The organism is Sphingomonas sp. PR090111-T3T-6A, assembly GCF_000383095.1.
Taxonomy (GTDB): domain Bacteria; phylum Pseudomonadota; class Alphaproteobacteria; order Sphingomonadales; family Sphingomonadaceae; genus Solisphingomonas.
The window spans coordinates 761,128-785,957 of the sequence record NZ_AORL01000021.1; the positions used below are offsets into that span (position 1 = coordinate 761,128).

At 67.0% G+C, this 24,830-nt stretch carries 26 protein-coding genes; 16 read left to right on the plus strand and 10 right to left on the minus strand.

What is annotated here, in order from left to right:
• Nucleotides 1-277 precede the first annotated feature (277 nt).
• Nucleotides 278-1,489 carry an FAD-dependent oxidoreductase gene (locus tag ST3T6A_RS0113705; RefSeq protein ID WP_019833507.1) on the minus strand — a complete coding sequence of 404 codons (1,212 nt, stop codon included), beginning with the start codon at nt 1,487-1,489 and terminating at the stop codon, nt 278-280.
• Nucleotides 1,490-1,630: 141 nt separating this feature from the next.
• Here ST3T6A_RS0113705 and ST3T6A_RS0113710 point away from each other — a divergent pair, with 141 nt between their 5' ends.
• From ST3T6A_RS0113710 to ST3T6A_RS0113725, 4 genes are all read left to right on the plus strand, one after another.
• Nucleotides 1,631-2,944 (plus strand): M20/M25/M40 family metallo-hydrolase, encoded by a 1,314-nt coding sequence (locus tag ST3T6A_RS0113710; protein WP_019833508.1) that lies wholly within the window; start codon nt 1,631-1,633, stop codon nt 2,942-2,944.
• Nucleotides 2,941-3,963: an acetamidase/formamidase family protein gene (locus ST3T6A_RS0113715; protein WP_019833509.1), complete on the plus strand. Its 1,023-nt coding sequence runs from the start codon at nt 2,941-2,943 to the stop codon at nt 3,961-3,963. Before ST3T6A_RS0113710 ends, ST3T6A_RS0113715 begins: the two co-directional genes overlap by 4 nt.
• 67 nt (nt 3,964-4,030) lie before the next feature.
• Nucleotides 4,031-4,555, plus strand: coding sequence for a hypothetical protein (locus ST3T6A_RS20210; RefSeq protein ID WP_019833510.1), 525 nt, complete (start codon nt 4,031-4,033; stop codon nt 4,553-4,555).
• Between the two features lie 80 nt (nt 4,556-4,635).
• Entirely contained in the window at nt 4,636-6,231 is a 1,596-nt protein-coding gene (locus tag ST3T6A_RS0113725) for a winged helix-turn-helix domain-containing protein (RefSeq protein WP_019833511.1), read from the plus strand.
• A gap of 24 nt (nt 6,232-6,255) precedes the next feature.
• Here ST3T6A_RS0113725 and ST3T6A_RS0113730 read toward each other — a convergent pair whose 3' ends face one another.
• Genes ST3T6A_RS0113730 through ST3T6A_RS0113745 form a run of 4 tightly spaced genes read right to left on the minus strand, consistent with a single transcriptional unit; the run spans nt 6,256 to nt 9,997 of the window.
• The gene (locus tag ST3T6A_RS0113730; RefSeq protein ID WP_019833512.1) at nt 6,256-7,245 is read right to left on the minus strand and encodes a methyltransferase domain-containing protein; all 990 of its coding nucleotides are present in this window, start codon (nt 7,243-7,245) and stop codon (nt 6,256-6,258) included.
• Nucleotides 7,246-7,458 carry a DUF5989 family protein gene (locus ST3T6A_RS0113735; RefSeq protein WP_037538438.1) on the minus strand — a complete coding sequence of 71 codons (213 nt, stop codon included), beginning with the start codon at nt 7,456-7,458 and terminating at the stop codon, nt 7,246-7,248.
• Nucleotides 7,455-9,224, minus strand: coding sequence for a carbamoyltransferase family protein (locus ST3T6A_RS0113740; RefSeq protein ID WP_019833514.1), 1,770 nt, complete (start codon nt 9,222-9,224; stop codon nt 7,455-7,457). The genes ST3T6A_RS0113735 and ST3T6A_RS0113740 overlap by 4 nt, the downstream gene beginning before the upstream one ends.
• Nucleotides 9,221-9,997 carry a hypothetical protein gene (locus ST3T6A_RS0113745; protein ID WP_019833515.1) on the minus strand — a complete coding sequence of 259 codons (777 nt, stop codon included), beginning with the start codon at nt 9,995-9,997 and terminating at the stop codon, nt 9,221-9,223. The genes ST3T6A_RS0113740 and ST3T6A_RS0113745 overlap by 4 nt, the downstream gene beginning before the upstream one ends.
• A gap of 213 nt (nt 9,998-10,210) precedes the next feature.
• On the opposite strand from ST3T6A_RS0113745, the gene ST3T6A_RS0113750 reads away from it, so the two are divergent.
• Nucleotides 10,211-11,281, plus strand: a complete 1,071-nt coding sequence (locus tag ST3T6A_RS0113750; RefSeq protein WP_443024278.1) for a type III polyketide synthase — start codon at nt 10,211-10,213, stop codon at nt 11,279-11,281.
• Between the two features lie 14 nt (nt 11,282-11,295).
• Here the strand turns inward: ST3T6A_RS0113750 and ST3T6A_RS0113755 are convergent, their stop codons facing one another.
• The gene (locus tag ST3T6A_RS0113755) at nt 11,296-11,991 is read right to left on the minus strand and encodes a methyltransferase domain-containing protein (RefSeq protein WP_026359707.1); all 696 of its coding nucleotides are present in this window, start codon (nt 11,989-11,991) and stop codon (nt 11,296-11,298) included.
• 40 nt (nt 11,992-12,031) lie between these two features.
• Between ST3T6A_RS0113755 and ST3T6A_RS0113760 the strand changes: the two genes are divergently transcribed.
• A complete protein-coding gene (locus tag ST3T6A_RS0113760; protein WP_019833518.1) occupies nt 12,032-12,865 on the plus strand; it encodes a methyltransferase domain-containing protein in 834 nt (277 codons plus the stop codon).
• Nucleotides 12,865-14,043 (plus strand): hypothetical protein, encoded by a 1,179-nt coding sequence (locus ST3T6A_RS0113765; RefSeq protein ID WP_019833519.1) that lies wholly within the window; start codon nt 12,865-12,867, stop codon nt 14,041-14,043. The genes ST3T6A_RS0113760 and ST3T6A_RS0113765 overlap by 1 nt, the downstream gene beginning before the upstream one ends.
• Here the strand turns inward: ST3T6A_RS0113765 and ST3T6A_RS0113770 are convergent, their stop codons facing one another.
• Entirely contained in the window at nt 14,044-14,445 is a 402-nt protein-coding gene (locus tag ST3T6A_RS0113770; RefSeq protein ID WP_019833520.1) for a cupredoxin domain-containing protein, read from the minus strand.
• Nucleotides 14,446-14,704: 259 nt separating this feature from the next.
• On the opposite strand from ST3T6A_RS0113770, the gene ST3T6A_RS0113775 reads away from it, so the two are divergent.
• The 6 genes from ST3T6A_RS0113775 to ST3T6A_RS0113800 all read left to right on the plus strand — a co-directional run bounded on the left by ST3T6A_RS0113775 (nt 14,705) and on the right by ST3T6A_RS0113800 (nt 20,466).
• A complete protein-coding gene (locus ST3T6A_RS0113775; protein ID WP_019833521.1) occupies nt 14,705-15,283 on the plus strand; it encodes an RNA polymerase sigma factor in 579 nt (192 codons plus the stop codon).
• Between the two features lie 9 nt (nt 15,284-15,292).
• A complete protein-coding gene (locus ST3T6A_RS20215) occupies nt 15,293-15,940 on the plus strand; it encodes a zf-HC2 domain-containing protein (RefSeq protein ID WP_019833522.1) in 648 nt (215 codons plus the stop codon).
• Entirely contained in the window at nt 15,937-17,190 is a 1,254-nt protein-coding gene (locus tag ST3T6A_RS0113785; protein ID WP_019833523.1) for a S8 family peptidase, read from the plus strand. The genes ST3T6A_RS20215 and ST3T6A_RS0113785 overlap by 4 nt, the downstream gene beginning before the upstream one ends.
• A 22-nt stretch (nt 17,191-17,212) precedes the next feature.
• Nucleotides 17,213-17,890: a TorF family putative porin gene (locus tag ST3T6A_RS0113790; RefSeq protein WP_019833524.1), complete on the plus strand. Its 678-nt coding sequence runs from the start codon at nt 17,213-17,215 to the stop codon at nt 17,888-17,890.
• A 140-nt stretch (nt 17,891-18,030) separates the two neighbouring features.
• Nucleotides 18,031-19,104, plus strand: a complete 1,074-nt coding sequence (locus ST3T6A_RS0113795; RefSeq protein WP_019833525.1) for an NAD(P)/FAD-dependent oxidoreductase — start codon at nt 18,031-18,033, stop codon at nt 19,102-19,104.
• A gap of 90 nt (nt 19,105-19,194) precedes the next feature.
• Entirely contained in the window at nt 19,195-20,466 is a 1,272-nt protein-coding gene (locus ST3T6A_RS0113800) for a Xaa-Pro dipeptidase (protein WP_019833526.1), read from the plus strand.
• Nucleotides 20,467-20,499: 33 nt separating this feature from the next.
• Here ST3T6A_RS0113800 and ST3T6A_RS0113805 read toward each other — a convergent pair whose 3' ends face one another.
• On the minus strand, nt 20,500-21,420 hold the full coding sequence (locus ST3T6A_RS0113805) for a bifunctional helix-turn-helix transcriptional regulator/GNAT family N-acetyltransferase (RefSeq protein ID WP_019833527.1): 921 nt from the start codon (nt 21,418-21,420) through the stop codon (nt 20,500-20,502).
• Between the two features lie 116 nt (nt 21,421-21,536).
• Between ST3T6A_RS0113805 and ST3T6A_RS0113810 the strand changes: the two genes are divergently transcribed.
• Complete coding sequence (locus tag ST3T6A_RS0113810) at nt 21,537-22,376, plus strand: hydroxypyruvate isomerase family protein (protein WP_026359710.1); 840 nt, start codon at nt 21,537-21,539, stop codon at nt 22,374-22,376.
• Nucleotides 22,377-22,381: 5 nt separating this feature from the next.
• On the opposite strand, the gene ST3T6A_RS0113815 is transcribed toward ST3T6A_RS0113810, so the two are convergent.
• A complete protein-coding gene (locus tag ST3T6A_RS0113815) occupies nt 22,382-22,723 on the minus strand; it encodes a hypothetical protein (RefSeq protein WP_026359711.1) in 342 nt (113 codons plus the stop codon).
• A complete protein-coding gene (locus tag ST3T6A_RS0113820) occupies nt 22,723-23,361 on the minus strand; it encodes a DUF4142 domain-containing protein (protein WP_235785799.1) in 639 nt (212 codons plus the stop codon). The genes ST3T6A_RS0113815 and ST3T6A_RS0113820 overlap by 1 nt, the downstream gene beginning before the upstream one ends.
• A gap of 34 nt (nt 23,362-23,395) precedes the next feature.
• Between ST3T6A_RS0113820 and folE the strand changes: the two genes are divergently transcribed.
• On the plus strand, nt 23,396-24,046 hold the full coding sequence (gene folE / locus ST3T6A_RS0113825; protein ID WP_019833531.1) for a GTP cyclohydrolase I FolE: 651 nt from the start codon (nt 23,396-23,398) through the stop codon (nt 24,044-24,046).
• Between the two features lie 9 nt (nt 24,047-24,055).
• Nucleotides 24,056-24,748: an RNA polymerase sigma factor gene (locus ST3T6A_RS0113830; RefSeq protein WP_019833532.1), complete on the plus strand. Its 693-nt coding sequence runs from the start codon at nt 24,056-24,058 to the stop codon at nt 24,746-24,748.
• The last annotated feature ends 82 nt before the right edge of the window (nt 24,749-24,830 follow it).

The window sequence follows — 24,830 nt, forward strand, 5'->3', positions numbered from 1 at the left end:
TCCGCCGAGCCTTGAAAGCGGCCCCCTCCTCAGGCCGGAACAAGCCGGACGGCATTCGGCTCGACCATATCAGACGAATCCGTTACCCCTCGCGCAATAAATCTCCACACCATTCGCTGTTACCAGCAAGAAGACATGCTCATATCCAGAATACTAACCAAACATGGAATCGCTCCTGATGAAATCGTTCTATCTAAAAGTGCAAATGGATAAGAAATGACGGATTGTCCCCCGAACGCGCAGGAAACGACCGCCGTTCGGCTCACTCCACGAGGTTTCAGGCGGGATCGGCCGAGGGGGATCGCACATGCTCAGGCCGCACACCCAGACCGATGACCCGGGCGGGAATCCGGCGGAGGAGTTCGATGCGGTCGAAGGCCCGGAGCGCAAGCGGCGGCTCGCCGTTGCCATCCTGACGCCGAAGCGTCGGCTCGATGATATGATCCTGCGCGAATTTCTGCATCGCCTGAGTGAAGCGCACGGCCCACGCACGGCGATCGCGCACGAGATGGAGCAACGGTTCGACGTCCTCGCCTTTCGCCATCGGCCCGGCGAGCAGATTGGCGGCCGCGACGGCATCCTGGATGGCGAGGTTGATGCCCACGCCACCGATCGGCGACATCGCATGGGCGGCATCGCCGATCACGAGAAGCCCCGGCCGATGCCACCGTTCAAGCCGGTCCACCGTGACCGTGAGGAGCTTCACGTCGTCCCAGCTTCCAACGCTATCGGCAACGCGCTGCGTCTCGGGCCCGACGGCCCGGACTCGCTCGAGGAAGCGGTCGAGCCCTTCGGCCTGGATTTGCGCTCCCCGTCCCTTTGGGAACACGAACCCCACCTGATAGTAATCGCCCCGATCGATCAACACGCAGATGCGCCCCCGATCGAATACGCCCATGCTGTGATTGGCCTCTCCCCGCGCCTTCGCGATGCGGAACCAGAACACATCCATGGGAGCGCCGATCTCAGTCGCAGGGAGGTTCGTGCGATGTGTCGAATCCCGGCCGTCGGCGGCGATGACGAGCCGTGCACGGATGCCTGCTCCGTCGCTGGTCCTGACGCCGACGACGCGCCCGTCCTCCTCGACCAGTTCTCGCCCGGCGCATGACTGGCGCAGCGTGAACGTGGGATGACGCCGCGCCGCATCCGCCACGAAGTCGAGAAAATCCCATTGCGGCATCAACGCGATGAAGGGCGCGGGGACAGGCAGGTGCCGGAAGTCGGCGATCCTGATGTCACGTCCGAATATCCGCCCGCCCAGTTCATCGATCCGCTGATGAGGACGGGCGAGCAGGCCTTCGAGCAGCCCGAGTTCATGGAAGACGGTCAGCGTCGACGGATGCACCGTGTCTCCCCGGAAGTCGCGGAGAAAGTCGGCATGTTTCTCCAGAACCGTCGTCCGCACGCCAGCCCGCGCGAACAGCAGGCCTGCCATCATGCCGGCCGGTCCTCCGCCGATGATGACCACGTCGGTGTTCGTGTCGCTCATTGCGCTCCCCTTCGCTGCCATATGACAACGTCGCGGCTTACCGGTTCGAGCCATATTAGCGGAAATCGCGCGACACGGCCCGTTCCCAAATCATAAGCCGATGGGGTTGCGGATACGGCGCGCGTGAAACACACAAGCGTAATGAAACAGCCCCTGCTCGCCCTGCTCCTCGTCGCCGCCGCGCCTGCCCCCGCGCCGGACCCCGCGGCTCTCCACGCCACGATCGCCAAGCTGGTGAGCTTCGGCACGCGCCATACGCTCTCCACGACGACGGACCCGGCACGGGGAATCGGCGCAGCCCGCCGCTGGGCTGCGGGACGGTTCACGGAAATCGGCCGCACCTGCGGCGATTGCCTCGCGGTCGAGACCATCGGCACGACCACCTCCGGACCCCGCGCACCCAACGGCGTCCGCGTGGAAGATGTGATCGCGATACAGAAAGGCACGGGCGATCCGGATCGGGTCATCATCGTGCAGGGCCATATCGACAGCCGCGTCAACGACGTGATGGACGCCACCACCGATGCGCCCGGCGCGAATGACGACGCCTCCGGTGTGGCGCTGGTGATGGAGGCCGCCCGGCTGCTCTCCCGCGAGAAATTCCCCGCGACGATCGTCTACGCCGCGCTTTCGGGCGAAGAGCAGGGTCTCTGGGGCGGCAAGCTGCTGGCGGATACCGCCAAGGCGCGCGGCTGGAAGGTCGCGGCGGTGCTCAACAACGACATCGTCGGCAACACCCATGGCATCGGCGGCGAGCATGTCGACGATCGGGTGCGCGTGTTCAGCGAGGGCATCGAGACGGCCGCGGATGCCGCGGGCGTGAAGCAGCAACGGGCGATCGGCGGCGAGGATGACTCGCCTTCCCGCGCGCTGGCGAAGGCGATCGTGCGCGTCGCCGGCGCGAACAAGGCCATCGGGCTCGACGTGGTGGCCGTGCGCCGCCCCGATCGTTTCCAGCGCGGCGGCGATCATATCCCCTTCCTGGAGGCTGGCTATCCGGCGGTGCGCTTCAGCGAAGCGACCGAGGATTATGACCGGCAGCACCAGACGATCCGCACCGAGAATGGTCGCCGCTATGGCGATACGATCGAGTTCGTCGACTTCCCCTATCTGGCGCGCGTGACGGCGCTCAATGTCGCGGTCATCCGCGAGCTGGCCAGCGCGCCGGCTGCCCCGGCCGGCGTGTCGATCGCAGGCGCGCTCAGCGATGATACCCATGTCAACTGGCGCCCCGTGCCCGGCGCCGCCGGCTATAGAGTGCGCTGGCGGCGCGCGGACGGCTTCGCCTGGACCGACCAGCGCGACGTGCCGGCCTCCGCCACGTCGCTCGATCTCGCGCACGTCAATATCGACGATCACTTCTTCGGCGTGTCGGCGCTCGGCGTGACCGGCACGGAGAGTCTCGTCACCTTCGCCGGCGTGCCTCCGCGCCCGGCGCCGGGGAGCAGCAAATGAAGAAAGCCCTTCTGGCAACGGCCCTCCTCGCGCTCGCGCCGATGCCGGCGACCGCCGCGACCTATGAGCTGGCCCCGACGCCGCAGACGGTCGCCTGGGGGCATTATGACGCCAGCTCGAAGCCGGTGCTCACCGTCAGGTCCGGCGACACGGTGGTGGTCCACACGCTGCTCACCAACAGCCCGGCCGGGCTCGCCAAGGCGGGCGTGGCCCCCTCCGACATCGAGCCTGCGCTCAAGGCCGTGTTCGACGGCGTGCCGCAATCGGAGCGCGGACCGGGCGGCCATATCCTCACCGGCCCGATCGCGATCGAGGGCGCCGAGATCGGGGATACGCTGGAGGTCCGCATCCTCAAGATCGATCTGGCGATCCCCTATGCCTACAATGCCTTCCGCTACGGCGCGGGCTTCCTGACCGACGATTTTCCCTATGCGCGGATGAAGATCATACCGCTCGACCGGCAGGCGATGATGGCGCGGTTCGGGCCGGGCATCGACATACCGCTCCACCCCTTCTTCGGCAGCATGGGCGTCGCCCCGCCCGCCGCCTTCGGCCGCTACGACAGCGCCCCGCCCACGATCAACGGCGGCAACATGGACGACAAGGCGCTCGTCGCCGGAACGACCCTGTTCCTGCCCGTCCATGCGCCGGGTGCGCTGTTCCAGGTCGGCGACGGCCATGCCGGCCAGGGCAATGGCGAAGTGGACATCACCGCGCTCGAAACCTCGCTGACCGGGACCTTCCAGTTCATCCTGCACAAGGGCGAAAAATCGACCTATCCGCGCGCGGAGACGCCCACCCACTATATCGCGATGGGCTTCGACGACGATCTCAGCAACGCCACCCGCAAGGCGCTGCGGAACATGATCGACTTCCTCGTCGCCACCAAGGGCATGACCCGCGACGACGCCTATATGCTGATCAGCGTGGCGGGCGATGTCGAAGTCACCGAGCTGGTCGATCGCAACAAGGGCGTGCATGTGATGCTCGCGAAAAATCTCTTCACGCGCCGCCCATGACATCCGGCAAGCCTCGCACAGCGTCGTGCGAGGCTTCGGTTTGAGCCATCGAGGAGGAGGAGGAGGTATGGGTCCGACATCCGAAGCCACGCGGCCCGCGCCGCGACGCGGTTCGCTCCGCAACGCGATCGTGGAAGCCACGATCGCGGCCGGCACGCTGGATATCCTCTCGGCCTTCGGGTTCGCAGGCCTGGCGGGCATGGGTCCGCTCGCCGTCCTGCATTTCGTCGCAAGCGGCCCCTTCGGCGACAAGGCGCTCCAGGGCGGTGGCTGGGCCATCATGGGGATAGCCGTCCACTATGCGATCATGGCGTGCATGGTGACCGCCTATGCGATGTACGCGCGGCGAGCGCCTGTGCTCGTGCGTCACCCAGTGTTCGCGGGCCTCGGCTACGGCGTCCTCCTGTGGATCGTGATGTACTGGATCGTGAGGCCGCTCCGCTGGCCGGACATGCCGCTCCCGCACACGGCCTATGGCATCGGCAACGCGCTGTTCTCGCACTGCATTCTCGTCGGCCTGCCCATCGCGCTCATCATGTCTCGTGCCTTGCGCGGCGTTGGGGCCGCTCTGCCTTCCGGCGGTCAGGACTAGGCGCGGGCGGAGAGAATATAATCACCTGATACTCGGCCGATGGCGACTATGGTAAGAAGCGTCCTTCCACGGGGGATCGCATGGCCGCGACGCGCATCGATCTTGGGCTGGCTCCGTCAATCCGTCTCGGCGGGTTGACCCTGACCCCGGCCACGCGCGCCATCCGGCGGGACGACGGCGCGCAGGAGGTGATCGAGCCGCGCGTGATGCAGGTACTGCTGGCGCTGGCCGACGCACGCGGAGAGATCGTTCGCCGTGAGGACCTCACCGAATGTTGCTGGGAAGGCCGGATAGTCGGCGAGGACGCGATCAATCGCGTGCTTTCCCGGCTGCGGCGGGTGGCCGAGGGTATCGGCCGAGGCTCCTTCCGGATCGAGACGATCACGCGGATCGGCTACCGGCTTGTCGAACTGGGGCCTACCATCGAGGAGACGGCCACCAGACGCTCGATCCTCGGGCTGACGGGACCGCGCTTCGGTAGAGACGAAGCGATCTCGATCGCCCGTCCGACACGCCGGGCCGTGCTGGCGGGCGCGGCCGCTGGCAGCCTGATGCTCGCGGGCGGCGCGTGGTGGGGCTATGGCCGATGGCCCCTCCCCGCCTCCGCCCGCGAAGCGATGGAGCGCGGCATGCATGCGTTCAGGCTCCTGACGCTTGACGATCTCAGCACCGCGGTCGCCGCCTTCCATCAGGCGACCGAACTGGCGCCTCGTGCAGCCGGGCCCTGGGGCAGCCTCGCGCTGGCCTATCGCTGGCTTTACTGGTTCACCCATGGGCAGGAGGCCAGCCTCAATGCCCAGCGCGCGCGGGATGCCGCCGGGAAAGCGCTTCGCCTTGATCCCGACAATGGCGACGCTCAGGCCACGCTGGCGACGCTGCAACCCCAGTTCCGCAACTGGCTGGCTTATGACGCTGCCAGCAAAACCGTCTTCGCGCGCCATCCCGATCAGGTGGGCATCGGCCTGCTCCATATCGATCTGATGTCGAACGTCGGCCGCATCCATGAGCTTAACGCCGTCACCCGGCGGCTGGTGAGCAGAGACCGGTCCTGGCCCTGGCTCTATAGCTGCCTCGTGTGCAGCAACTTGTGCCTCGGCCGGCTTGATGACGCCGATGCCGCCAGCGATTACGCCTTCCAGCAATGGCCGCGCCATGTCGGCACATGGTTCACGCGGCTGCTCCTGCTAACCTATTCGGGCCGCGCAGCCGCCGCGCTCGCGATGGTGGAGGACGAGGAGCATCGGCCGACCGGCCTGCCGGACTGGGACTTCAATCTGTCTGCCGCCGAGGCCCGCGCGCTCATGACGCGGTCGAAAGCGGATATCGATGCTGCGGCCGCGCTCTATTGGAACTGGGCGCACCAGGCGGTGGGCGTAGCGGAGAACGCCGTCCGTTTCTTCTCGGCGGTGGGGCGGCTGGATGATGCACTGGCGATTTTGAACGCGCTCTATTTCAACCGCGGATTCGATGTGGGGAATCGATCCTTCGGCAAGGAGCAGGGCCTCTATTCGGAACGGCGTAACCGGCCCACCTGGATGCTCTGGTTGCCGTCCATGGCTGGCCTGCGCGCCGATCCGCGGACGGCATCGATCATCCGGGAAATCGGGCTGACCGATTATTGGCGCAAATCGGGCAACCGGCCCGATTTCCCGATCGCCGGCTTCACCGCGACCTGATCCGCTCGCCGACGGCCGGATCGATCATTCCCCTTGCGGCGATACCCCGTTTTCCGAGCGGCGCCCGATGACGAGAAACAGCCCCCCTTCTCCTGCAAGAACACGCGCCCAGCCGATCTGCACCAGCCATTCTTCCAGCCACCAGCCGCCGGGCTGGGACGAGAAGAGGCCGTCTTCCTCGTCCTCGTGCAACAATGCGCTGGGAAAGGCGCGGACATATTCGACCGCATTGGCGCGGAACCAGCGCCGCACCTCTCCGAGCGTATGACGGTGCTCCTCCGGGTGGCGATATTGATCGCGCAGCCATGCCTCGCGCCGCTCGGGTTCGGCGGCGCGATCGGCCAGCACCGGATCGCCTGGTATCCAGCGCTCTCGGCTCAGCCGGGCGACGACGCGGCGTAGGCGCAACGGCAGGCGCGCGGCGGCATTGTAGAGGCCGATCACGATCATCCCGCCCGGCCGTGCCAGCCGCGCCACGCGTGAGAAGGCACCGCGCGGGTCCCGCGTATGGTGGAGCACGCCCGAGCAATAGACGACGTCGAATGCCTCTTCTCTCAAGCCCGGCCGCACTAGATCGCTCTCGACGAACAGCACGTCCTCGATCCCGAAGCGCCGCGCCGCATCCGCGCCCAGCAGCAGCGAGGCACGGGTGAGATCGGCACCGATCACGACGCGGTCGGCCCGGGCGAGATAGAGGCTCATCTGCCCCGTCCCGCAGCCGACTTCGACGATGCGCGCATCGCCGGGGATGGCGGCATCGAGCATCCGCGCGAACGGGCTCCGGCTGGCCCGCGCCCTTAACCAGTCGAGCGTGGCATGCGGCGGATAACCGGGGAAAGGCGCCTCCGCATAGAATTGGCGGACAGCCTCCGTCCGCGCGTCTCCCGGAAGGCGGAGCGCCGGCACCCCGTTGGGCGCATCGAAGGCCGCGCCGCAGCGCCCGCAACGCCAGCCAGCCGACAATGGCCCGCCGCAGACCGGGCATGCGAGCAGCGCCCGGAATCGATCGTCCATTTAGAAGATCGAATAGACGAAGGGAGCCAGCGCCTCGACACTCGCGGCCAATGTCAGCACGACGCCGGTCAGGCAGAGAAAGACGACCAGCGGGATCATCCAGCGCCGGCCGCTCCCGCCTCGCCACAGCCCCTGCGCGAGATCGGCAGTGGTGCCGAAGCTGCTGCCGAAGACGATCAACTGCCGCCTGATACGGCCACTTTTCCTGATCATGCGACCTCCTCCAGGCTCATATCCTGCGATTGCCGTTGCTTGCGGACACGAACATCCCCGGCCACGAGCAGATCGATGCGACTGCGGCGGAAGGTGGAATAGCCCTCGGCCGCGCTGTTCACGATCGGCTCGCCTGCGAGGTTGAACGAGGTGTTGAGCAGCACGGGCATGCCGCTCCGCCGGCCATAAGCCTGGAGCAGGGCGTGGAGCCGGGGCGCCATGCCGATATCGACCGCCTGCACCCGCGCCGTCCCGTCGACATGCGTCACCGCCGCAAGCCGATCGCGCCATTCGGGCCGCACCGGGAAGACCCCCGACATGAAGCGCGCCAGCCGCACCCCGCCGGGCGGCAGGATGAAGAAGCGATCGGCCTCCTCCACCGTCACCACCGGCGCGAAGGGGCGGAATTCCTCGCGGAACTTGATGTCGCGGTTCAGCCGGTCACGCATCCGCCCGTCATGCGGCGCGGCCAGGATGCTGCGGTTGCCGAGCGCCCGCGGCCCGAACTCCATCGCGCCGTCCATCCAGCCGACGACGGCGCCCTCCACGATCTCGTCGGCGACATCCTTCAGCATCTGCCCGCCGCCGACGGTCTCCACCGGGAAACCGTCCTCGCGCGCCAGTCTGGCCAGTGTGGCCGGATCGACAGCGGGGCCCCAATAGGGATGATCCGGGATCTCGCGATGCGGCCGCCCGAACAGGATGCGATCGGCATAGAGCGCGGCACCGAGCGCGCAGCCGGCATCCCCCGGCGCAGGGGGCACGAACAGACGCTCGAACCCGGAGTCCCGAAGGAGGCGTGCGTTTGCCACGCCGTTCAACGCCACGCCTCCCCCGAGACAGAGGTCCGGCAACCCCGTCTCGCGATGGAGCGCACGGGCGATATCGACGAGTATGTCCTCCAGCACGCGTTGCACGCTGGCGGCGATGTCCGCGAAACGGCGGCCTTCGGCGCTGGAGAGGTCGATCGGGTCGTAAGGGCTGCGCGGAGGGCCGAAAAGATCGACGAAGCGGCGCGAGAAGGCGCTTTCGACGCTGCTGTGAAATTCGAAATAATCGAGATCGAGCGCGAACGCGCCGTCCGCCGTTCGCCGGATCACGCGCCGTACGTCGTCGACGCGGCTGGGCGTGCCGTAGGAGGCCAGCCCCATCACCTTATACTCGCCCTCGTTCACCGCGAAGCCGAGGAAGGCAGTGAAGGCCGAATAGAGCAGCCCCAGCGAATGGGGAAAACGCAGCTCGCGCAGCAGGGAGATGGAGGCCGATCCGTCGCCATTCTTCACGCCCCGCCCCACGGTCAGCGTCGCCCATTCGCCGACGCCATCGGCCGTCAGGATCGCCGCCTCGCGCGTCGGCGCTGTGAGGAAGGCGGCGGCGGCGTGGGACTGGTGATGCTCGATGCACTGCACCTTCCGTACCGGCACGCCCAGTTCCGAGGCGATCAATCCGCGCACCCAGAGCTTTTCGCCGAGCATGTTCTTCATCGCCTTGGGAAAGGCCCGCCACGAATGGGGGAAGCTGCGCAGCATGGTCGTCAGGATGCGATCGAACTTGAGCGTCGGCCGCTCGTAGAAGATCACGGCGTCGAGGTCGTCGGGCTCCAGACCGGCATGATCGAGGCACCATTCAATCGCGCCGATCGGAAAGGCCGCGTCATTCTTGCGGCGGGAGAGCCGCTCCTCCTGCACCGCGGCGACCGGCTGGCCGCCGATCAGCAGCGCGGCTGCCGAGTCATGATAATGGGCCGAAATGCCGAGGATATTCATCGCTGGCCTGCCTCTTTTGCGGGAGCGGGGCCACGCATGATCCAACCCGGCGCCTCACGACGGGCGGCGCGGCGGGCGAGGAGCGCGAAGGGCGGTAACAGCAGGAAATATTGCGCGGTGAGGATGATCGCCGCCATCACGCCCGCAATCGCCGTCGCCAGCCGGAGATAGGCCTTCCACAACCGCCTGAGCCGTGCCTTCCACAGCAGCCACCGGCGCTGCCCCGGCGCCACACGGTCCAGCTCCGCGAGCGAATAGCGCATGTGGGATTCCTCGTCGCGCAGGATACGGTCGAACAGCGCGCGGGTCGCCGGGTCATGGCCGAGCACGCTGCGATAATGTGCGAAGTCCCGCGCAGCGGTGGCTTCCGACAGGTGGATGAAGGCGAGCAGCGAAGCATCGCTCTCCCGATCCACGCGCAGATCGTCGAGGCCGCGCTCGCCGGGCGCCATCCAGTCGGCCATGCCCGGATCGCCAGCGCCACCAGCGACGGTCTTCCGCAAGGCCAGCCCCCGCGCGCGAAACAGCGCAGCGTGGCGAGCCTCGTCGCGGGCATGGGCGAAGAGCTTGCGACGGAGCATGGGGTCGCCCGTCAATTCCGCCGCGCGCACCAGATCGCGGCCGCCGTCGCCTTCCACCCGGGCGAACTGGAGCAGCTTGCGCGCCCGGCGCCGGGGGTCGAGCCAGACGGCCCAGTAAAGGGGACGAAGCAGGGCGGACAGATTCAGTCCGCCAACGCCATGCTGCTCGCCATATGATCGCGTGGACGACATCAACGCCTTACCCCACCGCATCGGACGCCGCTTCAGGGCGTTATCCCCTTAGTGGCGGGTGGCCGCGTGGAGGTTCAATGCGCCGTCCAGCAAGCTGACAGCCGGCGGAATGAACCAAAAACCTTCCGCCGGTAACAAAGAATATGCGCGCGGGCTGGCAGGGCGTTGCGCGCATCTTATGACCGGAACGGCCCGCAACGCGTGAGGTAGAGTATCGTGCAACCCACCGCCCACATCCACGCCATCGGCACCGCCGTGCCCACGCATGACGTCCATGCGCCCTTCATCGCATGGGCATCATCCAGGATCGCGGACCCGCGCGGACAGGCGCTGTTCCGGCGAATGGCGGCGCGGTCCGGCATCGAGCATCGCTGGTCCGTCCTGCCGCGTGCGTCGGGTGGAGGCTCGCCCGTGGAGCCGGGCGGCTTCTACGCGGGCAACCGCCTGCCCTCCACGGGACGGCGCATGGCCTTCTACGCCGAGGCTGCACCGGCGCTGGCGCTCGATGCCGTCGAGGCGCTGAAGGAGAAGGTGTCGATCGAGGGCGTCACTCACCTTGTGGTGGCGAGTTGCACCGGCTTCGTCGCCCCCGGCGTCGACCAGATCATCACGGACAGGCTCGGCCTCGATCCCGGTATCGAGCGGACGCTGGTGGGCTTCATGGGCTGCTACGCGGCGGTCTCGGCGCTGCGCGTGGCGCATCATATCGCGCGATCCGAACCGCGGGCGCGCGTGCTGGTCGTCACCGTCGAGCTGTCGACGCTCCACCTGATCGAAACGGGCGAGATTGAGCCGCTGCTGGCCATGCTCCAGTTCGCCGACGGCGCAGCCGCCGCGATCGTCAGCGCGGAGCCCTCGGCGCTTGCCATCGAGCGCTTCTTCGCCGTCGCCCTGCCCGACAGCCGCGACCTCATCCGCTGGACGATCGGCGACGAGGGTTTCGAGATGCACCTGTCCGGCGAAGTCCCCGGCCGGATCGCCGGCGCTCTCCACGATCCGGACACCCGCCAGCGTATCCTCGATGGCCGGCGCGCCGACGAGCTGACATGGGCGGTCCATGCCGGTGGCCGGTCGATCCTCGATGCGGTGGAGACGGCACTCGGGCTCCCCGAGGATGCGCTGGCGCCTTCGCGCTCGGTGCTTCGGCGCTTCGGCAACATGTCTTCGGCGACGCTGATGTTCGTGCTGGCCGACCTGATGGAACGCCCCGCGCCCTCGGACGGCGTGGCGCTGGCCTTCGGCCCCGGCCTGGCCGCCGAAGGTTTCGCTTTCCGGGGGGCGTGATGCGCCCCGCCGCCTCAGCGAATGCGCTCGACGGTGAGGCGGAACGGGAAACGCCGTGCAATCGTCACCCAGCTCGGCGAGACGCCCACCTCTTCGAGGATCGACCGCCACTCGTCCGGACGGAAGCTCCGCGCGATGGAAAGCGTGCCATCCTCGCGGACGATCCGGTGAACCCGCATCAGCCGCGCCAGCAGGGGAAAGCCGCCATGGGCGAACCAGTGGCGGTGCAGATCGGAGATCAGCCAGCCGCGAGCCGACCGTGCCTCCATATGGCGGATGAATTCATGGAGCTGCGCGTCGGTCATGTGATGCGTGACCTGGCTGCTGATGATGAAGTCGATCGGTCCTTCGACGTCGTGATAATCACCCGTCCGGTAGTCGATGGCGAGATCGGCAGGCGTCGCGGCACGGGCGATCCCTTCGCTGCGCGGATTGAGATCGACGCCCACCAGATCGGCCACGATGCCGCGCTTCTTCGCCCAACCGGCGATCGCACGCAGCATGTCGCCCGCGCCGAAGCCCACGTCCAGCAGGCGGAAGCGGGTTAACCCCTTCGTCGCCCGTTCGAGATAGGCGAGCGTCGGATGGGCGGTGAATGTCCAGCGATTGACGCGCGACAGGTCGCGCAGAACCTCGGCATAGGTCTCGGGATCGAGATCCAGCGCGTCCATCTGCTCTTCCGTGCGGCATCGAATTGCGAGCGTGGTCATGGCTCCTCCTGACGTTTCTTCTAGGGACATGGAAAGGGGAATGCGCGGCCTGATCCGGCCCCCCGAGCCTCAGACGCCCGCCGCCGTGGCCGATCATTATGACGAACTGGACCTGATCTATAGCGCGCTGTGGGGCGAGCACGTCCATCACGGCTACTGGGCAACGAGCCGCGAAAGCCCCGCCGAAGCGGTGGTGGCGCTGAGCGATCTCGTGGGCGAGCGGCTGGGTTTCGGGGCGGGCGATCGCCTTGTCGACATCGGCTGCGGCTATGGCGCGACCGCGCGGCATTTCGCGAAGCGTGGCGCGACGGTGACGGGCCTCACCCTTTCCGCCGCGCAGATCGTGGCTGCGTCCCCGGCTGCAAACGTCACGCTGCTCCGCCGCGACTGGATGGCGAACGGCCTGCCCGATGCGGCCTTCGACGGCGCCTATGCCATCGAGAGTTCGGAACACATGGCCGACAAGCAGCGCTTCTTCGCCGAGGCGCGTCGCGTGCTGAAGCCCGGCACGCGGCTCGTCGTCTGCGCGTGGCTCGCCACCGAAGCGCCGCGCCGCTGGGAAATCCGCCATCTTCTGGAGCCCATCTGCGAGGAAGGCCGCCTGCCCTCGCTCGGCCGCGCAAGCGACTATCGCGCGATGGCCGGACAGGCCGGATTCCTCTGCGCTGATTATCGTGACATCAGTGCAGCGGTGGCCCGCACATGGACGATCTGCGCCGCCCGTTTCCTGCGCGCGCTGCTGGCCGATCCCGCGATCCGGTCACAGGTGGTGCGTGCCCGCAACCGCCGCTTCGCCCTGAGCCTGCCGCGCCTGATCCTCGCCTATCGGACGGGAGCGATGCGCTACGGCGTCTTCACCTTCGTCGCGCAGTGATGCGCGGGCTGCAACAGCAATCAGCCCATCCCGGCGCGCGGATCGCCGAAGCCTTGCTGACATCCGCCGGGCTCGGCGTGATCCTGATCGCCGCACGGACCGACCGGCACTGGCTGGATCGCCATGTGCTGCCCCACATGTTCCTGTCGCAGGGCCAGCAGCTCCTGTGGTGGCGGGTGGAGCGCATCGGCGCGCTGCTGCTCGGTGTCGCATTGATCCTGATCGCCCGGCCGTGGGCGGCCAGCCGGATACGGCGCGGCTTCGGACGGGAACTCGCGATCCGGTCCATACTGGTCCTGATCGCGATCCTGCTGAGCGGCCTTGCGTGCGAAGCGGCGCTGCGGACCGCCGCATGGCAGGGCATCGACCGCTGGGCCGCCACCGAGGAGCCCCGGCGCGTCGCCGATGCCCGCCTCGGCTGGGACAATATGCCGGGCCGCGTGGGGATCGATCCGTTCAACGGACAACGCATCGCCTATGCCGTCGATGCCGATGGCCGCCGGATCGCCGCGCCGGACCGGCGGCTCGATCCAGCGCGGCCGACGATCCTCTTCACCGGCGAGTCGATCATGCTCGGCTTCCGGCTGAACTGGGACGAAACGCTCGCCGGACGGATCGAGGCCGCCACCGGCTTCCAGAGCGCCAATCTCGCCGTCAACGGCTATGGCAGCGATCAATCCTATCTCAAGCTCGCACGGGAGTTGCCGCGCTTCCAGCAGCCCAGAGCCGTGGTCGCGCTGTTCGCGCCGACGCTGATGGAGCGCAATCTCGATGAAGATCGCCCGCATCTCGATGCCGCGCTCCGCTGGCACCCGGCACAACATACGTGGCGCTTGCAGCGGCTCGCGAAGAATGTCGTGCTCTATCACGCCACGCAGCGCATCGACGACGGCATCGCCATGACGCGCGCGGTACTGGAAGCGACGGTGCGGGCAGCGCGGATGCGCGGGGCGGCCGCGCTGATCCTCGTGCCGGGCTTCGGACCGGAGCTGCCGGCCGAACGCGCCATCACCCATCGCGTGCTGGATGAAGCGGGGATTCCCTATGTCCGCGTGCGGATTGATCCAGCATGGCGGATTGCCGACGATGGACACCCCGACGCGCGCGCCGATCTCGCGATGGCGCGCGCGGTGATGGCCGGGCTCGCCGAGCAGCGACCCGACCTGTTCCGGCGCTGATTACCGGACGACGATCGTTCCGGTCATGCCGAAGCTGCTGTGCATGAAGTGGGAGCAGTGGCTCTTGTAGGTGCCCGGCTGCCCGGCCACGAGCCGCACCTCGACCGTCTCCTTCCCATCCACGTCGATCCCGCCATTCCTGATCTTGGCGCGATCCTCCGGTGCGATGCTGGCCCCGGCGAAGAACTCCTTGGCGACGAAATCATGCCCGCCGGACGAGGTGTTGGACAAGCGGAGGCGATAGACCACACCATGTTGCAGCGTCAGCGTCGCCGGGGTGAACTTGAAGTTGGAAAGCTCCACCGAGACGGTCTGCGCGCCGGTCCATTCGGGCGGCTGGGCATTGCTCATCGGAGCCAGCAGAGCAACGGCAAGCAAGGCCGGAGCCATCAAACGGCGCATCTGTTCCTCCAGTGTTGATAACCGGCCCCGAGGGGGAAAGGGGCCGGGCCATTAGCTAATGGCTTTATTCTGTTCGGCGGAAGCGCGTATCGGTTCATGAAACGACGACGAAACGTTGCTTTTTATCGACAAAGCGAAGAGCGCCGTTTCGCCCTCGACAGCCACGCACCTGCGGGAGGATAAGGATTTGAACCTTTCCCGCGCTGCCAGCCACTGACGGCCGTGGCGCAAGGGAGCTGGGGTCTTGTCTGGATACGGCATGGCGAATGAGAAGCAGCGGGAGCCTGCGATGCCGCAGGACGAAGCCCGCCTGATGGCGCGGATCCGCGTGCATGATCTCTCCGCCTTCGAGGAACTCTATCGCCGCTACCGCCCGCGCCTCGCCCGCTTCCTCACGCACCTGCTGCGCCGGCCGCAACTGATCGAGGAGGTGTTCAACGACACGATGATGGTCGTCTGGAACCGACCGGACAGCTTCAACGGCGCCAGCAAGCTCTCCACCTGGATCTTCGCCATCGCCTACCGCAAGGCGCTGAAGGCGAGCCGGCGGGAAGACGAGCCGATCGAGGATGCCCACGCGCATGAGCGCGTCAGCCCCGATGCCGGGCCCGACCAGCAGGTCGGCCAGCTCCGCGTGCAGCAGGCCTTGCTCCGCGCGATCGGCCAGCTCTCGCCCAACCATCGCGCGGTGGTGGACCTCACCTATTTCCACGGCGCCGGCTATCGGGAGATCGCCGAGATCATGGATTGCCCGGTCGATACGGTGAAGACGCGCATGTTCCACGCGCGCCGCCATCTCAAGCGGATGCTCGCCGGCGAGTTCGCGGACTGGCTGTAGGAGCAGACGATGGGCAACATCCTTCGCTTCAACGGCAACCCGCATCTGGAAACCGAGCGGCTCCTCCCGTGGTACGTCACCGGGCAGCTTGATCCGGAAGACCGCCTCCAGGTCGAGGCGCATCTCGCGGAATGCGAGGAATGCCGCGCCGAGCTGATGCTGGAGCGCAAGCTCGGCGGCGAGGTCGCCCGGCTTCCGATCGGGGCCGGGCTCGATTGGGAGGCGTTCAGCCGCCACCTCGATCCCGCGCCGCCGCCGGCCGCGCCTGAAGGCAGGGTCCTTCCGATGATCCGACGCGCACTGGCCCGGCCGGGACGGACCGGCTGGTTCCTTTCGGCTCAGGCAGCCTTCATCGCGGCATTGGCGGTGCTGATCGTACCGGTCCTCCGCCCGGCCCCCGCCCCCTATCACGCCCTCGGCGCCGCGCCGACGCCCGCCAACGGCAACGCCATCGTGATCTTCCGGCCCGACACCAGCGAACAGGCTCTCCGCGAGACGCTCAATGCCAATGGCGCGCGGCTGGTGGACGGACCGACAGCGGCCGACGCCTATGTGCTCCACCTGCCCGCCGAACGCCGCGACGCCGTGATCGCCCGGCTGCGCGCCGACCACGACATCGTGCTCGCGGAGCCGATCAATGCGGGCGCGACACCATGAACCGTCTCGTCTGGGGGATTGGGCTGCTGCTGGCCGGACTCATCGGCATCGCCTCGCCGGCCTGGAGCGCCGATACGCCTTCGTCCGGACAACAGATCCTCGTTCTGCTGCGCCTCGCGCCCGAGCATTACCGGCCGGGCAGCGATTATGGCGGCAGCTATGGCAGTTCGCCCGCCAGCGGCGCGCGGGACCGCCTCGCCCGGCACATCGCCAAGGCCCATGGCCTGACGCTCGTGACCGACTGGCCCATGCCGCTGCTCGGCCTCGACTGTTACATCATGGCCGTGCCCGAGGGGCAGTCGACCGACGCCGCCGCTGCCGAAGTGTCGCATGATGCCGGCGTCGCCTGGTCCGAGCCGATGCATGTCTATCGCGCGCAGGGAAATGCCGCGTGGAAAGACGACCCGCTGTTCCGCGCCGAGCCCGCCGCGCACGAATGGCGGCTGGCCGATCTCCACAAGATCGCCACGGGCCGCGGCGTCACCGTCGCGGTGATCGACAGCCGGATCGAGAGCAACCATCCCGACCTCGTGGGACAGGTTTCGGTCCAGCAGGATTTTGTCGGGGACGGCAACGCCGCGCCCGAGCAGCACGGCACCGGCGTCGCCGGGATCATCGCCGCCATCGCGGGCAACGGCATCGGCATCGCGGGCGTGGCGCCCCGCGCGAAGTTGATGGGCCTGCGCGCCTGCTGGCAGACGGCCGGGAAGACGCCTGCCGCCCCGGATACGCTGTGCAACAGCCTCAGCCTCGCCAAGGCGCTGCACTTCGCGATCGATCATCGCGCACAGATCATCAACATGAGCCTGAGCGGGCCGCCCGATCCGCTGCTCGGTCGCCTGATCGACGTGGGCCTTGCGCGCGGCGCGACGCTGGTCGCCGCGATCGACCCGAACCAGCCCGATGGCGGCTTTCCCGCTTCCCATCCGGGCGTCGTCGCCGTGGCGGAGGAAAGCATGGTTCCGCCTCCGGCGAAGGGCTATCTTGCACCCGGGCGCGATATCCCGACCACGCAGCCGGGGGACCGATGGTATCTGGTAAACGGCAGTTCCTACGCGGCGGCGCATGTCAGCGGGCTGGCTGCGCTGCTTCGCGAGAAGCACATGGCCGCCGGCAGCATGGCGACGCTGGTGTCGGCGAAGCCGGGCGGCGGTGTCATCGATGCCTGCGCTTCTCTGCTGCGTGCCGCGCGGCCCTGTGACTGCGCCTGCCCGGCCGCAGCGGAACTCGCGGCGGACGCCCACCGCTAGGTCGATCCGCCTCCTCCTCGGCATGCTGCTGGCCGCAGGCGCCGCAACGCCGGCCGCCGCGCAGCTCGGCGGGACCATCTCCTTCCAGACCGACGATTATTTCCGCGGTTATTCGCTGAGCGAGGGGCGGCCGGTCGCGACGCTCGATCTTGCCTATGACGATGCCTCCGGCCTCTATCTGGCAGGCGCCGCGACCGGTGTCGCAACGCGACATTCCGGCGTGAAGCTGCTTGGTTTCAGCGAGAATATCGGCTTCGCGCGCAAGATCGGCACCGGTCCGGTGATCGACGTCGGCTTCACCAACACCAACTATGAAGAATATTACAGCGGCGGCACCACGGCGGACTATCGCGAAGTCTATGCGGGGCTCATCACCGATCACCTCGCGGCGCACGTCCACTACTCGCCGCACTATTTCCGGGGCGGCGTCTCGACGCTCTATGTCGACACGGATGGCGTGCTGCGCCCCTTCCCCTTCTGGCGGCTGACCGGTCATTTCGGTGTGCTGACGCAGCTCGACGGCCCGCGCGCGCCCGGCGAGCCGCACACCCATTATGACTGGAAGCTGGGGGCCGGCCGCCGGCTCGGCCCGCTCGACCTGCAACTCGCATGGACGGACGGCTCGCCAGGGCCGGATTATTATGCGGGAGAACCCCGTCATAGAGGAACCCTGGTCTTCGGCATGAGCTACGCATTCTAGAGCCGTTGAACGATCCGGACGGAACGGGGAACCAACCAATCATCCGCCAAGGTCGCCGGACGAATGAACACCAGCCCCGAAGGAGAAGGGGATTGCATCATCCCCCAATATCGAGCCCTTCCGTTCGGCCTGTGCGTCACATGGATACGCTGATCGTCGGCGGCGGGCCGGCCGGCGCTGCCGCCGCGATCGGGCTGGCCCGAGGCGGGCGCTCGCCACTGATCCTCGAACGGCAACGTGAGGGCGCCGATCCGCTCTGCGGGGGATTTCTGAGCTGGACGACGATCGCCGCGCTGGAGCGGCTGGGCGTGCATGTGGACGATCTGGGTGGCCATCGCATCGATCGGATGAAGATGTTTGCCGGCAACCGCTCGGCAAGCGCACGCCTGCCCGCCCCGGCGGTGGGCATCTCACGGCGACGGCTCGATGCCAGCCTGCTCGCTCGCGCGGAGCTGGAAGGGGCCGCCGTGGAGCGGGGCGTGGCCGCGTCCCATTTCGACGACGGGGAAATCGCCACGACCGACGGCGCCGCGCTGCGGTTTGATACGATGGTGCTGGCCACCGGGAAGCACGAACTGCGCGGCCTCGCCCGCCCTGCTCCCGAAGGCGAGCGGATGGTGGGGCTGCGCTGGCGGCTGGGAGCGTCGCGTCGGTTGCACGAGATATTGGCCAATACCATCGAGATACATTGTTTCCGCGGCGGCTATGCGGGTCTGGTGATGCAGGAGGAAACCGCCAATCTCTGCCTTGCCGTCAGCCGGCACCGGCTCGCCGAGGAAAGCTCCGCCGAAGCCCTTTTGCTGGCATTGTCGCGCGAATGCCCGGCGCTGGAGGCGCGATTGTCGGCTTGCTCCGGCCTGGGTGAGCGGCAGGCGATCGCCAACATGCCCTATGGATGGCGGGCGCGATCGAGCCTGCCCCATGTCTATCGGGTCGGCGATCAGGCGGGCGTCATTCCATCACTGGCGGGCGAAGGGCTCGCGATCGCGCTGGTGAGCGGCGGGCTCGCCGCGCGGGCCATATTGCAAGGCCGAGCGACCGATGCCTTCCAGCCCGACCTCGCTCATCGCCTTCGCCGCCCTTTTCGCGTCGCCGGAGCCGTTACGGACCTCGCCTGCCGGCCCGACGGTGCGCGGATGATCGTCGCCCTCGCCAACCTGTCGCCAGCGATCCCCAACCTCGCCGCACGGCTGGCTCGGGTGCGGCAAGCCTGATCCTGCCGGTACGATAATCAGCATTGACGCCACCCATCGGGCACAGTGAGAAGGGCAGATGGGGGACAGGGGCTAGGGGTTGGAACAATCATGAATCTGAAGTGGACGGCCGCCTTGGCCGCGTGCGTCATGCTGGCATCGCCTTCCGGTGCCGAGACGGTGGTGGTCACGGCCGCGCAAATGGTCGACGTCCTGGCCGGCCGGGAGGTCGCCAAGCCCCAGATAACGATCGTCAATGGCCGGATCACCGCGGTCGGCCATCAGGGGGACGCGATACCCGAAGGGGCGAAGCGCATCGATCTTGGCGAGCGCACCATGCTGCCCGGTCTCATCGACATGCACGTCCACCTGACCGGCGATCCGCATTTCAGCGGCTATACCGGCCTCGAATTCACCGACAATTTCTGGACGGTGGTGGGCGTCGCGAATGCGAAACGCACGCTGGAAGCCGGGTTCACCACGGTGCGCAACGTCGGCTCGGCCAACTATGACGATGTAGCTCTCAAGCAGGGTATCGAGCGCGGGTATATCGCTGGCCCACGGATCGTGCCCGCGACCTACGCGCTCGGCTCGACCGGCGGGCATTGCGACGCGACCGAGTTCCCGCCCTCGATCACGACCTCGACGGTCAACATCGCCAATTCGCCCGACGAATACCGGGCGCTCGTCCGCAAGGTCCACAAATATGGCGCCGAGGTCATCAAGGTCTGCATGACCGGCGGCGTGCTCTCGAAGGGGGATTCCGTCGGCGCCCAGCAGCTCTCCTATGAGGAGATCAAGGCCATCGTCGACGAGGCGCATATGCTTGGCCTCCGGGTCGCGGTTCATGCCCATGGCACGGCCGGCATCAACGATGCGCTGCGCGCCGGCGTGGATACGGTCGAACATGCCAGTCTCGCCGACGAGGAGAGCTTCAAACTCGCGAAATCGCATGGCGCCTGGTTCGACATGGACATCTACAACGACGATTACATCCTCGCCGAGGGCGCCAAGAACGGCATGTTCGCGGAAAGCCTCGCCAAGGAAAAGATGGTCGGCCTCAAGCAGCGCCAGACGTTTCGCGCGGCCCATGCGGCAGGCGTGAAGATGCTGTTCGGGACCGATGGGGGCGTCTATCCGAACGGCGACAACGCCAGGCAGTTCGCCAAGATGGTCGAGTGGGGAATGACGCCTCTCGAAGCGATCCAGGCGTCCACGAAGAGCGCGGCCGAGGCGCTCGACAAGACCGCCGATGTCGGCGCGATTGCTGTCGGCCGGTATGGCGATATCGTGGCGGTGGACGGCGATCCGCTGCGCGACGTCCGCCTGCTCGAACATCCTTCCTTCGTCATGAAGGGCGGCGATGTCGTCAAAAGGCCTTAGGCGAACAGCGCGGAATGCCGGGTCGCTGAGCCACTAGAGGGCAAGCGACCAGGTCTGGCCGATCAGGTCATGCCCGAACATGCGGCCCGGCCTTTCCTCCATCAGCACGAAGCCCGCGCGCTTGTAGATCGATCGGGCGACGGCCTGCATGTTCGTCGTCCACAGGTCGAGGCGCTTGTAACCGACCGTCCGCGCTCGCTCGATGCAGGTTGCGACCAGCCTCTTGCCTACGCCCGCGCCTCGCGCATCCGGCTCGACATAGAGCAGGCGGAGCTTCGCGACCTCGGGTGCATCGCCATGCACGAGGAAGATCGAACCGACCATGCGATCGTCCATCTCGGCGATCCAGGCCGCGTCCTTCGCCGGATCGAACGATTGATGAATATCGGCGAGGATGCGGGCGACCAGAGCCTCGTAGTCCGAGTTCCAGCCATATTCGTCCGCGTAGAGGATGCCCTGCCGGGCGGCGACGAGGCCGAGATCGCCGGGCCTCAGACCGCGCAGTGACACCGTCGGCGCGCCTTCGTCGGTGAAGATACGGGTGATCGCCCCGGCCGCCGAGAGCAGGCGGTGGCGCCGAAGAGGCGGCAGTTCGTCCAGCAGGCTTCCGATCGCGGCGCGGGTGTTGCCGTCGAGGCCATCGAACGCCTCCCTGCCCTCCGCCGTAAGCGACAGAAGCTGGTTGCGCCCGTGGGAGGGATCGTTGCGGCTGTCCAGCAGCCCGCGATCCGAAAACCGCTTCAGCGTCCGGCTGACCTGAGCCCTGTCCAGATGAAGCGCGCGCCCGAGTTCCGCGGCCGTCGGATCGGTTCGATGCGCGAGTTCATAAAGGACCCGCGCCTCGCTGAGGGTGAAAGGGCTCTTGTCGAGCCGGGCGTTCAGCAACCCCAGCCTGATGGTATAGGCGCGGTTGAAGGCGCGCAGCGTCGCGATATCCAGCTCGTCCTGATCCATGTCCGATCCCAGCTTCCATATTGATTAAGGCAACAATATTATGTTGATTCTGTCAACATAATATCCGGAGTCACGGAGTGCCTTGCTCCAGCCAACGTCTCCGATATCATCGAGGCATGTTCACACGGCGTCAGTTCATCGGCTCCTCCCTCTCCTTGGCTGCTACGACGGCGTTTGCCGCGCCACCGGTGGCGGCCGGCCGGCTCAAACAGTCGGTAAGCCGCTGGTGCTACGAGAAAATCCCGCTCGACGATCTTTGCGCCTTCGCTGCGAAGATCGGCTTGCAGGGCATCGACCTGCTGCACCCGGCCGATTACGAGGCGCCTCGCCGGCATGGGCTGCGCTGCACGATGGGCTATGCGGCCGACAATATGACGATCGCGAACGGGCTGAACCGGCGGGAGAACCACGCCGCCATCGAACAGGCCTTCCGCACAGGCATCCCGCAGGCCGCCCGATCGGACGTGCCCAACGTGATCGCCTTCTCGGGCAATCGTCGCGGCATGTCCGACGAGGAGGGCGTGGCCAACACCGTCGCCGGCCTCAACCGCGTCAAGCGCATCGCCGAGGACAATGGCGTCACCATCTGCGTGGAGCTGCTCAACAGCAGGATCGACCATCCCGATTATATGGCGGACCATACCGCCTGGGGCGCGCGGGTGATGGAGGAGGTCAACTCGCCGAGGGTCAAGCTGCTGTACGACATCTACCATATGCAGATCATGGAAGGCGATCTGATCGACACGATCGGCAAGAATATCCGGTGGATCGGCCACTTCCATACCGGCGGCGTGCCCGGCCGCCACGAGCTTGACGACACGCAGGAGGTCAACTGGCACGCCGTCGCCAGCGGGATCGCCGATCTGGGCTTTCAGGGCTATCTGGCCCACGAATTCGTACCGCGGGGCGATCCCCTGCCGGCGCTGGAGCGGGCGGTGCGCATCTGCACCGTCTGAGCCGCTCAGGGCGAGATGTTCAGCACGCCCTTCATGCCGGGATGGAAGGTGCAGGTGAACGCCACCCTCCCCGCGCGCGTCAGCGTGACCGGCGCGCTTTTGCCGGGAGCAAGATCGACGTTGAAACTGTGATCGGCAGCCGTTGCGGTATGCCGGAACAGATCGCGATTCACCCAGAGGATCGTGTCCCCCACATGGAGACCGGACGGCGGGGCGCCGAACGCCATCTTGTCGATAACGATCGTATAGGTCGCGGGAGAGCGTTGCCGGGCGTCGGCCTCCGTCGCGGCGACCGAGCCCAGAACGATCATACCAGCGGCCAACCATGAAAGGCCGGGCTTCGCCATCAGCCGATCTTCATCGCAAGATGCTCGGCATGGGTCTGGTGCTCGCTGAACAGCCGAAGACCGGTTTCCAGCAGCGCCTTCAGTTCGGGATTCTGCGCGCTCGGGATCAAGGTGTCCTTCAACGCCCCATTCACCGTGCGGTGATAGGCAACCTCGTTCGCGACATACGCCCGGTCGAATGCCGCACCGTTGAGCTGCGCCAGCTTCTTCAGCTCGTCCGCAGCACCTTTGCTCAGGGCCACGCTGGTGGGATTGTCCTGCGGAGCGACGCCCAGTTTCTTGACCAGAGCCAGCGCCTGATCGTTCACCGAGGCATGATCGCGGACCATCTCTTCCGCGAACGCGCGCACATCCTTGTTCGTCGACTTGGCCAGCGCCTGCTTGCCCGCCGCGACGTCGATCGATCCTGCGGTGTAGGCGATGTGCGCGATCTGCGCGTCGTTGATTGCGTCGGCCTGCGCGGCCAATCCGCTCCAGGCCAGAAGCCCGGCCGTCGCTGCCAATGCGATTTTCCGGAACATCATCTTCTCCCCATTCGGCCGACGGGATGCCGGCCTGTCGCGCCATTGGATGCCAGCCTGTCGGGGAGGTTCCCGTCGCAGGATCGAAACCCGGGAACCTTGCTGCGTCGCCAGCATCCAATCGGCGTCATCGGTTCAGGAGAGGTGCCGGGTGGATTTCTACGAAGGCGATATCGCCGATCAGCATGGCGGCCATGAAGGCGGACTCGCCGCGCGCATCGATCGGCCGGGAGAGATGGCGGTCGCCGAGGCCGTTCGGACGCTGATCGCCGCGATCGGCGAAGATCCCGACCGTGAAGGCCTCGCCGACACACCGGCCCGCGTGGCGCGTGCCTGGCGGGAATGGTTCGCCGGCTATGCCATCGACCCGGCCATGCTGCTGACGCGAACCTTTGGCGAGGCCGATGGCTATCAGGACACGATCGTGCTCCGCTCGATCCCGGTCATATCGACCTGCGAGCATCATCTGGCGCGGATCACCGGCGTTGCGCACGTCGCCTACCGGCCGCGGGATCGTGTCGTCGGCATCTCCAAGCTGTCGCGTCTGGTCGATGCCTATGCGCGGCGCCTGCAATTGCAGGAACGGCTGACCAACCAGATCGCCGAAACGCTGAACAGCGCTCTCGAACCGCGGGGCGTGGCCGTGGTGATCGAGGCCAGCCATGGCTGCATGACGACGCGCGGAGTCAACCAGCATGGCGTGTCGATGGTCACGCAATGCTGGCTCGGTGATTTCCGTGACGATCCGATGCTGCGCCGTGAACTGCTCGATACGTTGCCGCTCGCGCGGCGCGAGCGCTAGGACGTCATCATGGGGCTGCACGCCGAGGATATCACCGGGATCGACGACATCGCGCTGGCGCGCCGGATCGGCCAGCGCGACCCTGCCGCCGTGCGATTGATGACCGAACGCAACAACCAGCGGCTGTTCCGCGCGGCGTGGAGCATCCTCGGCGACCGTAGCGAGGCGGAGGATGCCGTGCAGAGCGCCTATTGCCAGGCGTTCGCGGCGATCCACAGTTTTGCCGGCCGGTCGTCCCTGTCGACCTGGCTGACTCGGATCGTCATCAACGAAGCGCTCGGACGGGGACGCGCGGCCAGCCGCCGCCGCGCCCGGCTCGACGCGGAATCGGTGACCGATCTGGATGATTATCGGGACAAGCTGATGCGGGGATCGATCGAACAGGGGGCCGAAGCAGCACTGGCACGAAAACAAATGCGCATGATGCTCGAAAAGGCGATCGTGACCCTGCCATCCGAATTCCGGCTGGTGTTCGTGATGCGCGAGATCGAGGGGCTCTCGGTCGAGGAAGTCGCCGAGGCGCTGGGGATATTGCCCGCCACGGTGAAAACCAGGCTGCTTCGCGCCCGCCGGCGGCTGCGCGAGGCTCTGGCCCCCGAGTTTCAGGCGAGCCTGATCGGCGTCTTCCCCTTCGCCGGTGTCGACTGCGCGGCGCTGACGGAGCGCGTCGTGCACGCCTTGTGCGGCGAACAGTCAGGTTGACGGACGGCCCCGCATCGCCGCGCAAACGATCGATGTTCCGGATCGTTGGTAAGTCGAGCACCGCCTTTCCGGGAGAGTGATC